The organism is Arenibacter lacus, from assembly GCF_008711145.1.
GTDB classification, from domain to species: domain Bacteria; phylum Bacteroidota; class Bacteroidia; order Flavobacteriales; family Flavobacteriaceae; genus Arenibacter; species Arenibacter amylolyticus.
In genome coordinates this window covers 22,056-34,763 of record NZ_VVIN01000038.1, presented here as the reverse complement: position 1 = coordinate 34,763, position 12,708 = coordinate 22,056, and the positions used below count along the sequence as shown (strand labels likewise).

General features: G+C 40.7%; 13 protein-coding genes. 1 reads left to right on the top strand and 12 read right to left on the bottom strand.

All coding sequences use genetic code 11. The features are described from left to right. Nucleotides 1-61: 61 nt before the first annotated feature. From F1E73_RS11725 to F1E73_RS11710, 4 genes are all read right to left on the bottom strand, one after another. The gene (locus tag F1E73_RS11725) at nt 62-2,329 is read right to left on the bottom strand and encodes an aconitate hydratase (RefSeq protein ID WP_086478566.1); all 2,268 of its coding nucleotides are present in this window, start codon (nt 2,327-2,329) and stop codon (nt 62-64) included. Between the two features lie 185 nt (nt 2,330-2,514). After that, nucleotides 2,515-3,468, bottom strand: a complete 954-nt coding sequence (locus F1E73_RS11720) for an AAA family ATPase (RefSeq protein ID WP_086478567.1) — start codon at nt 3,466-3,468, stop codon at nt 2,515-2,517. A 4-nt stretch (nt 3,469-3,472) separates the two neighbouring features. Then, nucleotides 3,473-4,924, bottom strand: a complete 1,452-nt coding sequence (locus F1E73_RS11715; protein ID WP_223883418.1) for a peptidylprolyl isomerase — start codon at nt 4,922-4,924, stop codon at nt 3,473-3,475. After that, nucleotides 4,917-5,801 carry a peptidylprolyl isomerase gene (locus F1E73_RS11710; RefSeq protein WP_086478568.1) on the bottom strand — a complete coding sequence of 295 codons (885 nt, stop codon included), beginning with the start codon at nt 5,799-5,801 and terminating at the stop codon, nt 4,917-4,919. Before F1E73_RS11710 ends, F1E73_RS11715 begins: the two co-directional genes overlap by 8 nt. A gap of 215 nt (nt 5,802-6,016) precedes the next feature. On the opposite strand from F1E73_RS11710, the gene F1E73_RS11705 reads away from it, so the two are divergent. Next, entirely contained in the window at nt 6,017-6,265 is a 249-nt protein-coding gene (locus F1E73_RS11705) for a hypothetical protein (protein ID WP_086478569.1), read from the top strand. A gap of 860 nt (nt 6,266-7,125) precedes the next feature. Here F1E73_RS11705 and rimO read toward each other — a convergent pair. The 8 genes from rimO to F1E73_RS11665 all read right to left on the bottom strand — a co-directional run bounded on the left by rimO (nt 7,126) and on the right by F1E73_RS11665 (nt 12,609). Further along, a complete protein-coding gene (rimO, locus tag F1E73_RS11700) occupies nt 7,126-8,427 on the bottom strand; it encodes a 30S ribosomal protein S12 methylthiotransferase RimO (protein ID WP_086477430.1) in 1,302 nt (433 codons plus the stop codon). Between the two features lie 263 nt (nt 8,428-8,690). After that, nucleotides 8,691-9,650, bottom strand: a complete 960-nt coding sequence (ftsY, locus tag F1E73_RS11695) for a signal recognition particle-docking protein FtsY (protein ID WP_086477431.1) — start codon at nt 9,648-9,650, stop codon at nt 8,691-8,693. A gap of 90 nt (nt 9,651-9,740) precedes the next feature. Beyond that, nucleotides 9,741-9,893 carry a DUF4295 domain-containing protein gene (locus F1E73_RS11690; RefSeq protein ID WP_086477432.1) on the bottom strand — a complete coding sequence of 51 codons (153 nt, stop codon included), beginning with the start codon at nt 9,891-9,893 and terminating at the stop codon, nt 9,741-9,743. A 6-nt stretch (nt 9,894-9,899) separates the two neighbouring features. Next, a complete protein-coding gene (gene rpmG / locus F1E73_RS11685; protein WP_026810199.1) occupies nt 9,900-10,082 on the bottom strand; it encodes a 50S ribosomal protein L33 in 183 nt (60 codons plus the stop codon). Nucleotides 10,083-10,102: 20 nt separating this feature from the next. Beyond that, nucleotides 10,103-10,339 carry a 50S ribosomal protein L28 gene (gene rpmB / locus F1E73_RS11680; RefSeq protein WP_026810198.1) on the bottom strand — a complete coding sequence of 79 codons (237 nt, stop codon included), beginning with the start codon at nt 10,337-10,339 and terminating at the stop codon, nt 10,103-10,105. Between the two features lie 72 nt (nt 10,340-10,411). Then, entirely contained in the window at nt 10,412-11,659 is a 1,248-nt protein-coding gene (locus F1E73_RS11675) for a competence/damage-inducible protein A (RefSeq protein ID WP_150451986.1), read from the bottom strand. Next, complete coding sequence (locus F1E73_RS11670) at nt 11,659-11,997, bottom strand: Hpt domain-containing protein (protein ID WP_086477434.1); 339 nt, start codon at nt 11,995-11,997, stop codon at nt 11,659-11,661. Before F1E73_RS11670 ends, F1E73_RS11675 begins: the two co-directional genes overlap by 1 nt. After that, nucleotides 11,998-12,609, bottom strand: coding sequence for a fumarylacetoacetate hydrolase family protein (locus F1E73_RS11665; protein WP_086477435.1), 612 nt, complete (start codon nt 12,607-12,609; stop codon nt 11,998-12,000). Nucleotides 12,610-12,708 lie beyond the last annotated feature (99 nt).

The window sequence follows — 12,708 nt, the reverse complement described above, 5'->3', positions numbered from 1 at the left end:
AACTAAAAAAACTCCTGATGGTGATCAGGAGTTTTTTTAAAAATGTATTTAAGCTAATGCCTTAAATGGCATTTTCCTTTTTAATCACGTTAAGGGCAGAGCCTTCCTTAAACCAATCTATCTGTGTTTGGTTATAGGTATGATTCAACTTTATAAGATCCTTGCTACCATCTGCATGAACCAATTCTAAAGTAAGTTGCTTGTCTGGAGCAAACTCATTAATGTCAATGAAATTGAAAGTATCATCTTCCTGAATAAGATCATAGTCTTTTTCATTGGCAAAAGTAAGCCCCAACATCCCTTGTTTCTTAAGGTTGGTCTCATGGATACGTGCAAAAGATTTCACCAATACCGCAGCAACTCCCAAGTGTCTTGGCTGCATGGCGGCATGTTCTCTAGAAGAACCTTCACCATAGTTATGGTCTCCTACTACAATGGTTCTAACCCCTGCAGCTTTATAGGCACGCTGTGCATCTGGCACGCCTTCGTACTCCCCTGTCAATTGATTCTTAACAAAGTTGGTCTTCTTATTAAAATAGTTCACCGCACCAATTAAGGTATTGTTCGCTATATTATCCAAGTGTCCACGGTACCTTAACCAAGGTCCGGCCATGGAGATGTGATCTGTAGTACACTTACCATCTACTTTAATCAGAAGTTTTACTCCTTGCAGCTCTGCTTCGGTTAGCGGCTCAAAAGGCTCTAACAACTGTAGTCTCTCACTCTTTGGGTCAACTACTACTTCTACAGAGCTTCCGTCCTCTTTAGGAGCCAAGTATCCGTTATCATCTACTTCGAAGCCCAAGGGTGGCAACTCTATACCTCTTGGCACATCCAATTTCACTTCTTCCCCATCCTCGTTGATCAGGGTGTCGTTCATCGGGTCAAAATCCAATCGCCCTGAAATAGCAATTGCGGCAACCATTTCTGGAGAACCTACAAAAGCATGGGTGTTTGGGTTCCCATCTGCACGTTTAGAGAAGTTTCTATTAAAGGAATGTACAATGGTATTTTTTTGATCTCCCAACATATCACTTCGATCCCACTGACCAATACAGGGTCCACAGGCATTGGTAAAGATAGTAGCTCCAATATCCTCAAAAGTCTTTAGGAGTCCATCACGCTCTGCGGTAAATCGTATTTGTTCCGATCCCGGATTTATTCCAAAATCGCTCTTAGGTTTCAATTTCTTATCAATAGCCTGTTGAGCAATGGATGCAGCACGTGTTAAATCTTCATAGGAAGAGTTGGTACAAGAACCGATTAATCCCCACTCTACTTTTAATGGCCAATCGTTAGCACGAGCCTTTTCTCCTAACTCCCCTACTGGAGTAGCAAGATCTGGAGTAAACGGACCGTTCAATAGTGGTCTTAAAGTAGAAAGATCTATTTCTATAACTTGATCAAAATACTGTTCCGGATTTTCGTATACTTCGTCATCTCCGGTTAGGTATTCTTTAATTTTATTAGCTTCATCGGCCACTTCTTCTCTATCCGTAGCACGTAAGAAACGCTCCATAGCATCATCATAACCAAAGGTAGAAGTGGTAGCCCCTATTTCGGCCCCCATATTACAAATGGTTCCTTTTCCTGTACAAGAAAGATTTTTTGCACCTGGTCCAAAATATTCTACAATAGCACCAGTTCCACCTTTCACGGTAAGAATTTCGGCTACTTTTAAAATTACGTCTTTGGAAGCCGTCCAACCATTGAGCTCCCCGGTTAATTTAACCCCAATTAATTTAGGAAAACGAAGTTCCCAAGGCATTCCGGCCATTACATCTACCGCATCGGCTCCTCCTACACCAATAGCAACCATTCCTAACCCACCGGCGTTTACCGTATGCGAATCGGTACCGATCATAAGTCCTCCAGGGAAGGCATAATTTTCCAATACCACCTGGTGAATGATTCCTGCGCCTGGCTTCCAAAATCCGATTCCGTATTTGTTGGATACAGACTCCAGAAAATCAAAAACTTCATGACTCACCTCATTAGCACGCAATAAGTCTGGTGCAGCTCCTTGTTTGGCTTGTATTAAATGATCACAGTGAGTGGTGGTTGGCACTGCTACCTTAGATTTCCCTGCTTGCATAAACTGAAGCAATGCCATCTGTGCAGTAGCATCTTGCAATGCAACCCTATCAGGAGCAAAATTTACATAATCCTTACCTCTGTTGAATGCTACGGTTGGATTCCCGTCCCATAAATGGGCGTAAAGAATTTTCTCCGAAAGGGTCAAAGGCTTGCCAACAATACTACGAGCTTTATCTACACGCTCTGCCATTGTAGCATACACCTTTCTAATCATATCAATATCGAATGCCATTATATATAATATTTTGAGTTATCGTAATTTTTCAAAATTAAGAAAATACACCAATTTAATAAAACTTTTAAACAAAGATTAGCCCAATTTTACACGATTGCAAAAAAGAATGCCCTAAACCAATCCCAAATGCAATTCCTAGGGCCTTTTTATAGCAAGTAAGCGCCCCAAATACCTAAAAATTATTACATCAGCTTTTCAATAATATCGGTCTCCGATATACCTTCGGCTTCTGCCTTGTAATTTTTAATGATTCTATGCCTTAAAATCCCCATTGCCACCGCTTTAACGTCCTCAATATCGGGGGAAAACTTTCCGTTTACCGCCGCATGGGCCTTAGCAGCCAGAATTAAATTTTGAGAGGCCCTGGGACCTGCTCCCCAATCTAAATATTGCTTTACAAAATTGGATGCCCCTTCTATTTTAGGTCGGGTACTATTTACCAATTCCACCGCGTATTCCACCACCTTATCTGGTACGGGAATCCTCCTTACTAAATGTTGAATTTCGAGGATTTCGGCCGCAGTAAACATGGGGGTTATCTTTTGCTGCGTATCCGAAGTAGTAGCCTTAACCACACGTATCTCCTCCTCTACAGAGGGGTATTGTAATTCCATGGCAAACATGAAACGGTCTAATTGGGCTTCAGGTAAGGGATAGGTTCCCTCTTGCTCTATGGGGTTTTGAGTAGCCAACACAAAATAGGGCTCATCTAACTTATAAGAATTCCCTGCGATGGTAACCGAACGCTCTTGCATGGCCTCTAATAAGGCCGCTTGGGTTTTAGGCGGGGTACGGTTAATCTCGTCTGCGAGGATAATATTAGCAAATACAGGTCCCTTTATAAATTTAAAGTTCCTATTTTGATCTAAGACCTCACTGCCTAAAATATCGCTTGGCATTAAGTCTGGGGTAAACTGAATGCGTTTAAAATTGAGCCCCAGCGCCATGGATATGGTATTCACCATTAAGGTCTTAGCTAATCCGGGCACCCCAATTAACAAGGAGTGACCTCCGGTATAAATGGAAAGTAGCAATTGATCTACCACCTCCTCTTGCCCGATAATAACCTTGGCTATTTCCTTTTTAAGTTCTTGGTGTTTTACTACTAAGTTTTTAATTGCCGCTACATCTGACATGCCCTTATTCCTTTAACCAATTATTGGCAAAGTCGCATTCCCTATTTGCTGCGTTTACACTTACGTAGGTATCCTTAATGTGCTTCTCCATCCATTTTTTGATGGCCTTGAACTGCTTTTCTCTCAGGGCCAATTCCTGGATTTTTATATAGTCTTGGGAGAAATCGGCCACATGTTCATCATAGCGATTGGTGATCTTCATGATCTTATATTTTGGTCCGCCACCCCTTGGGTCGTTTTCCAAAATAGGTCTAGAAATCTCATTATCCTTAATATTCCTTACCTGATTATACAGGGAAGGCTCCATCTTGGTCAGCTCGAACCTAGAACTGAAGTCGGCCGGATTCCGCAATAAACCTCCATCATATTTAGTTTCCTTCTCATCGGAGAAATTAAGGGCTGCTTCCGCAAAAGTAAATTTACCGTCCATTACTCCCTGACGTATACTATCCAATTCTTTCCTCGCCTTCTCCAATTCCGATTGGGAAATTTCTGGGCTTATTAGAATATGTCTTAAATCTAACTCCCTACCTCTAATTTTTTCAACTAAAATAATGTGATATCCAAAATCGGTTTCGAAGGGTTCGGAGATCTCTCCTTCCCTTAAACTAAAGGCAACATCCTTAAACTCCTTCACAAAAGGAGTTTCCCTGGTCATGCTATAAAAACCGCCCTTGGATTTAGATCCAGGATCTTGGGAGTACAAAATGGCCTTCACATTAAAACTAGCACCGTTATCGATTACATCTGCCCTAATTTCATTCAATTGGTCTATCACTCTTTGCTTCTCCTCCTCGGAAGCCTTTGGTTCCTTTACGATCTGTGCAATTTCCAACTCAGCACCAAAAACAGGCCGCTCATCCTCCGGAATTCTATTGAAAAACTGCCTTACCTCCTCTGGAGTAATTTCTACTTCCGAAACAATTTTGTTCTGCATTTTTTCGGAAAGCATTCTCAGCTTATTAATTTTATAAAGGTCTTCACGAAAACTAGCCTCATCCTCTTTTTTATAATATTTAAGGACCTTTTCCATAGATCCTATCTGTGCCACCAACTGCTGAAGCTGATGATCACCTGTAGCGTTCACCTCATCATCGGAGACCAGAATACTATCCTGTACCGCTTGATGCGCATACAATCTGTCTTCCATCAATTTACCCAAAAGTCCACAACGGGTAATATCTGCAGTAGAAGCACCCTGATTCTTTAGGTCGATAAACGTTTTTTCAATATCCGATTCCAAAATCACATAATCACCTACCACAGCTGCAATTCCGTCTAATTTTATTTTATTAAAATCATTCTTGGAATCATTCTTAGTAATGGAGGAATCTTCCACTTTAATTTCGTTGGGTTCTACCTGTGTATCTGGCAACGTTTCAGTTTCTTGAGCACTAAGTGCCCCCATAAACATTAATACAGCAAGGGAAAGACTTGTTCTAATTACCTTATTCATACACTTCAAATTCTTTATCTTTAATAGCTTCATCTATAATTTCGAGTTCCAATTTCTTCATATAATTCAACTTCCTTCTATTTAAAAGAAGCTGTTTAATTGTTGGTTCAACATAGGAAAGAGGAGCAATGTCATTGATTTCCAGGACATCATTAATCTTTGTCAAATATACCCCTAAAGAGTCCTGTATTTCAAAAAATTGTGATTTTTTTAAGTACTTAGCCTGATTATCAGGGGTTAAGGGCCTAATTTCTTCCATCACCCTATTAACTCCCACCCATAGAGAATCATTAAAATTCATTTTTTTGAATTGGACCCTTATAGAATCCAAATAGGCTCTATCATCTTCCTTAAAACTCTGTAACTTTTTGGATACAAGCTCCTTGTCCATAAACTGCAGGGGGAGCTCCACAAACCTTAATTGAACAATTCGTTCCCTTAATTTAAAATTCTCCTTTTCCCGAGCATAAAACTCCGCTAGCTGAAAATCGGTTATCACCGTATCTTGTGAGCTTAGCACCAAAGCTTCTTTATAAGCGCCAGTATATAAATCTGTCCGGTAATCTGCCACCAAATCTTCAAACACCTGCACCTTTTCCTGTGGAAGGTTAATTTTTGCTTTAGCAAGTAGCAACTGCTTATAAGCCCATTTATTGATATAATTATTAACCATAGAGGCACTGTCCTCTTTGGATAAATTGTCTAACCTCAAGGCAGCCAAATCTTCCTTGTAGAGGTAGGACTCCCCCACTCTAGCGATTGCCACACCATCCATCTCCCTCCTAAACAGAGACTCACAGGAGACAAAGCTGCCCAAAAGAAGCGCACACCCTATGATTCCCAGTAAGCTTTTAAGTTTCATTCCAAAAAAATGCATGCAGCAAATTTAACAATATCACAACGTTATGCAAGTTCTCAATTTTTATAATAAATCCATTGAATTTAACACAAACTTTAATGGTTTATTCCCAGGCACGCATAGAATGAATCAACTCAACGGTCCATTATCATACCTCTTGTCAACAAAAACTACCTAGTTGGATAATGGTATATTTACCAACCCTTATATCGTTTTTTCATTAATTTTACCACATGGAGGAAAGAAGAATTAAATTAATTTGGGATTTTAGGGGAGAGGCCGCTCAAAAAACTGCCGTACATCATAAAATCCACCTAGAAGAATACTGCTCTGCCAAACAGCTAAACAACTGCATTACTGGAAGTCAGGACATCCATGAGATGCATTCCATTGCGTTCTTGGTAGTAAATGAATCCCAGATGATTGGTGTAAGAGACGCCCTTAAACCACACCGAGGTGAGGTTTACATTGCTACCCCATAAATAGGGAGGCCATGTGAAAATGTAGCAATGAAACAATGAGGGGGATTCACTGATTTGACAATTTGGAAATTAGCCAATTTGAAAATAGGGAGGCCATGTGAAAATGTAGCTATGAAACAAGGAGGGTGATTCACTTATTTGACAATTTGGAAATTAGCCAATTTGAAAATAGGGAGGCCATGTGAAAATGTAGCAATGAAACAAGGAGGGTGATTCACTGATTTGACAATTTGGAAATTAGCCAATTTGGAAATAGGGAGGCCATGTGAAAATGTAGCAATGAAACAATGAGGGGGATTCACTGATTTGACAATTTGGAAATTAGCCAATTTGAGGATAGGGAGGCCATGTGAAAATGTAGCAATGAAACAATGAGGGTGGAATACTGATTTGACAATTTGGAAATTAGCCAATTTGGAAATAGGGAGGCTATGTGAAAATGTAGCAATGAAACAATGAGGGGGATTCACCGATTTGACAATTTGGAAATTAGCCAATTTGAAAATATAACGGTTTAACTACAAATGGAGCTTTCAAAATTTTAGCTAAAGCTGATTATCTTTATTAGGAAACAATCGGTGGTTTGAGGATTTTATTTTATACCTCACTAATCTGTTATTCACCAATGACACCATGGGGTATATTGCTTTTTTACTGAGGCCTGGACCGCCCGCCAGAACGAATCATTCGGGCTGGCGCTCGACCAGAAAACTAGGTTGATTTTGACCATGTTCGCATACCTCACCACCAGAAATAATCTTTTCTGATCCACTATCGGCCACTGGCGCAAACTATCGTCTTCCGCCAACTGCGTACGTCTCTATATTAATATCTCACTACTTTGTACTTAGTACTTTGTACTAAACCGGCTCCCCGTACAGATCAAAATCCGCAGCTTCGAAGATGGATAGGTTTACAAAATCGCCCACCTTTAAATAATGTTTTGATGCATCTACCAAAACCTCGTTATCCACATCAGGGGAATCAAATTCGGAGCGACCAACAAAGTACTTCCCTTCCTTCCTATCGATGATACAACGCAAGGTCTGTCCTACTTTTTCTTGATTTAGCTCCCAAGAGATCTGAGATTGCAATTCCATTATTTCGGAGGCACGTTGCTGTTTTACCTCCTCAGGCACATCGTCTTCCAGTTTATAAGCGTGAGTATTCTCCTCATGGCTATAGGTAAAGCATCCTAATCTCTCGAAACGCATTTCCCTTACCCATTCTTTCAAGGTATTAAAATCCTCCTCGGTTTCCCCTGGATAACCAACGATCAAAGTAGTCCTTATGGTCATCCCAGGAACCGCCTTTCTAAAATCTTTCAGCAATTTGGTAGTTTTCTCCTGGGTGGTTCCCCTTCGCATACTTTTTAATATGGAATCTGAAATGTGCTGTAAAGGAATATCAAGATAGTTACATATTTTAGGTTCGCGCTTCATCACTTCCAAGACATCCATAGGAAATCCTGTTGGAAACGCATAATGCAATCTAATCCACTCTATACCCTCTACTTTTACCAACTCTTCCAAGAGCTGGGCAAGGTTCCGTTTCTTGTATAGATCTAAGCCGTAATAGGTGAGGTCCTGGGCAATCAGAATTAATTCCTTTACCCCTTTTGCAGCCAACTTATTTGCTTCTGTTACCAGCTCCTCTATGGGCGTACTTTTGTGCTTCCCTCGCATAAGGGGAATAGCACAGAAGGAACAAGGCCTGTCACAGCCTTCTGCAATTTTTAGGTAGGCATAATTCTTTGGAGTGGTAGTTAGTCGCTCTCCAATAAGCTCGTGCTTATAATCTGCCCCTAAGGCCTTTAGTAAGTTTGGCAATTCACTAGTACCAAAATATTCGTCCACATCGGGAATTTCCTTTTGAAGATCGGGCTTATAGCGCTCACTTAAACAACCCGTTACAAACACCTTGTCTACGTCCCCAGCTTCTTTCATCTGAACGTATTCCAAAATGGTATTAACGCTTTCCTCTTTAGCGTTATTGATAAAACCACAGGTGTTTATCACCACTACGTTCCCTTCTTCTTCATGGACTACCTCTTTATTATTGGCTTTCAACTGCCCCATTAATACTTCGGAGTCGTATACATTCTTGGAACACCCCAAGGTAACAACGTTGATCTTATTCTTTTTAAGTGATTTTGTACGCATATTCTTCTAATGAGGTGCAAAAGTACGACTTGCAAAAAGATTGCAGTTGATTTACACCTAATATTTAACGTTTAAAAAAGAAAATAGCTTAGCCTCAAGAGCAATACCCCATTCCTAAACAGAATAGGCGAAGACAATTAAAGATTTATCAAGCAAGGTAGATAGACAAGGCTATTAAGATCTATAGAAATGCACCTATCCATAGCCCGATTCCCAAAGACTGCTACCTCCGAAAAATTAAAGAAATTATCTGGCCAGGAACCCTAATTAGCATTAAAGAAAGAATCCACAAATTCAAACTTATTGAATACCTGTAAATCTTCCATACCCTCGCCAACACCAATATACTTCACGGGAATTTTAAATTGGTCGGAAATTCCAATAACCACGCCTCCTTTAGCCGTACCATCCAATTTGGTCACCGCCAAGGCAGTAACCTCGGTTGCCTTGGTAAATTGTTTTGCCTGCTCAAAAGCATTCTGTCCCGTAGACCCGTCCAACACCAAAAGCACTTCATGCGGTGTATCTGGGACCACCTTCTGCATCACCCGTTTCACCTTAGAAAGTTCATTCATAAGATTCACCTTATTGTGCAATCTCCCGGCAGTATCAATGATTACCACATCGGCATTTTGGGTCACAGCAGAACTGAGCGTGTCATAAGCCACAGAGGCGGGATCGCTCCCCATTCCTTGTTTCACAATAGGAACATCTACCCTATCTGCCCATACTTCCAACTGCTCAATAGCCGCTGCCCTAAAGGTATCTGCAGCGCCCAATACAACGCTTAGGCCTTGTTTTTTAAACTGATGGGCCAACTTACCAATAGTAGTGGTTTTACCAACTCCGTTTACCCCAACCACCATAATTACATATGGCTTTTTATCCTTGGGAACGGTGTATTCTACCTCATTGCCAAAATTGGTCTCAGATAGGAGTCCGGCTATCTCCTCACGTAAAATACGGTTAAGTTCGTCCGTACCCACGTATTTATCCTTTGCTACCCTAGCCTCTATCCGATCTATTATCCTTAGGGTGGTATCCACCCCTACATCGGAAGAAACCAGGATCTCCTCCAGGCTATCCAAAACATCATCATCTACCTTTGACTTCCCAACAACCGCCTTCCCTAATTTGGATAGGAAGCTAGACTTGGTCTTCTCCAGACCTTTGTCTAGGGATTCTTTTTTTGGTTTCGAAAATAACTTCTTAAATAAACTCATAATCGTGGCGTATTCCTTTTGCCCAAAGATATGAAAATAAAAAAGCTACTTCCATCTGAAAGTAGCTTATAACCCATTAAAAAAGGATTTCTATTTTTTGCTCAACCAATCGTTAACCAATTCGGGTGACATAACTGACTCCACAAAAGAGTAAGCACCTGTTTTTGGGGACCTTACCATTTTTATGGCTTTTGTCAACCTCTTTGAACTAGTTTGTAAAGTTGCTACTGATTTCTTTGCCATGACGTATTATTTTATTTCTTTATGTACTGTCACTCTCTTAAGAATAGGATTGTACTTCTTAATTTCCATCCTATCTGGAGTATTCTTTTTGCTCTTAGTTGTAATGTACCTAGAAGTTCCTGGCATGCCAGACTCCTTATGCTCAGTACATTCCAAAATAACCTGGATTCTATTACCTTTCTTTGCCATTTTATCTTAGTATTTCAGGATTATTTGATCAATCCTTTCCCTTTTGCCTCTTTCAAAACAACGGAAATTCCCTTTTTGTTAATACTCTTTAAAGCCTTAGCGGACACCTTTAAGGTTACCCAACGGTCTTCTTCTGGAATATAGAAACGTTTTTTGGAAAGATTCACGTCAAATCTTCTTCTGGTTTTATTGATTGAGAAGGACACATTATTTCCAAACATGGCTCTCTTTCCAGTAACATCACAAACTTTTGACATCTCGCTACTTTTAATTTTGTTATAAACAGGCTGCAAATTTAAGCTAATTTATGGTACGTACAAAATTCTTGGTCACAATTTTGCAATTTCTTTTTGAAGCAGCTCAAACGCCTTGTTTACCGACTTTTCCACAACTCTATCCCGTTGCCCTCCCATCTGAAATCTTTGTACGACCACCTTTTTTGGAGAAGCAATGGCGATAAATACCGTTCCTACCTCCGCATCCGAATCCCCTTTTGTGGGTCCGGCATTCCCAGTAGTAGCTATGGCAAAATCTGTTTTTAACAGCCTCCTAAGATGAATAGCCATGGCCTCGGCCACTTGGGAACTCACCACAGAATACCGATCTATCACTTCTTGGGACACTCCCAACACCTCTACTTTGGTTTGGGTGGCATAACATACCACACTCCCTTTAAAATAGGCAGATGCCCCTGGATTTCGGGTTATTTTCTGTGCAATTCTCCCCCCGGTAAAACTTTCTGCCGTCCCTAGGGTCATTTTTTTCTGCTTCAATAAATTGGCTACGACCACCTCTAAGGGTTCCATTCCATTTTCCCCATAGACATAATCCCCCAGCAATGCTTTAATCTTCTCAGCTTCCGCATCTATCAACTGATTTAAGCGCTCTTTATTGGGCCCTTTCCCAGTTAATCGCAACCGCACCGAGCCCAAGCTAGGCAAATAAGCCAGCTTCACTTCTTTGGGGAGCCCCTCCTCTATTGATTCTAGGATTTCTGCAATTCCACTTTCTCCCATCCCATAAGTGATAATGGTCTTATGAATAATATAGGGTCGTCTAAACTCTTGAATCACCTTTGGGATTACCTGGTAAGAGAATAAGTTTCTCATTTCATAGGGCACTCCTGGTAAGGAGATTACTACTTTACCATTCCTGGGTATCCACATCCCAGGCGCAGTTCCAAACTCATTGTGCAATACTTCTGCACTACTGAGCACCAAGGCCTGTCTTCGGTTCAATTCGGAAATAGGGGTGCTTATATGTTTTTTAAACAACTCCTCCACATGGGAAAGCACCGCGCTATTCAACACAAGGGTATCGCCAAAGTACTCGCACAAGGTTTGTTTGGTAATATCATCCTTGGTAGGACCCAACCCTCCTGTCATGATAATCACATCGGACCGCGATTCGGCTTCCTTTAAGGCATGTAAAATTTGCTCCCTATCATCCTGCACAGAGGTGATTTGATAAACGGAAACACCAATATCATTCAGTTTTTCGGCGATAAATGCAGAATTGGTATCTACCACCTGTCCTATTAGCAATTCATCACCAATGGTAATTATCTCTGCAAACATTAAAGACTAAAGTCGTTTTTTAGCTCCGTAATCACCTGATTAACATCTTTTTTAAGAAGCGGCACCAACCTATTGATTTCTGGAATATTTTCTTCTTTTTTTGCCAAGGTCTCTATTTCCAAGGCTTTTGCACGCGACTGCTCCATGCCTAACAAATCTACATTGGGCTTTATTTTATGCGCCAATTTGTAAACCGCTTCGTAATTTTTAAGCTCCAAGGCCTTCTCCAACTCTTCCAGGTCCTGAGGCACTTCTTCTAAAAATACAGCAATGACAGAACGAACAAAATCTTCATCGCCCTCGGCCATTTCATTGATGTTGTCTAGGTTATAGATCATCTATTTTATTTTTAAGGAGAATAACTCCTTATCGTTAAGTGTGCCTACAAGATAGTCATTCGCATTTACTTTTCCTACACCCGCGGGGGTTCCCGTAAAGATAATATCCCCTTTTTTCAGCATAAAGTAACGCGACACATAGGATATTAACTCATCTATCTTCCACATCATATGCGCTGTATTTCCCTTCTGCACCACCTCATCATTCTTTTTAAGCTGGAAGTCAAGATTATTTAAATCCTCAAAGTTGGTTTTAGGCAACCACTTGCCCACTACGGCTGCACCGTCGAAACCCTTTGCCTTTTCCCATGGAAGTCCCTTCTCCTTTAGTTGCGTTTGAAGATCCCTAGCTGTAAAGTCTAGCCCCAGACCTATTTCATCATAATACTTATGGGCAAATTGCTCATCTATGTGTTTTCCTACCTTTTTAATCTTTACCAAAACCTCCACTTCATAATGGACATCTTGGGAAAACTCAGGAATATAGAAATCCTGCTCCTTTGGCAACACCGCAGAGTCGGGCTTAATAAATACCACCGGCTCACTGGGCTTCTCGTTGTTCAATTCGGCTATATGATCTACATAATTACGACCAATACAGATTATTTTCATACGGCTAATAGATTCATTGGGGTTTGGCACAATACCCATTAAGATATACAGACCAAGACTGGCACAGCAGATGCTTCTTTTTCGCACACATTCATTCGG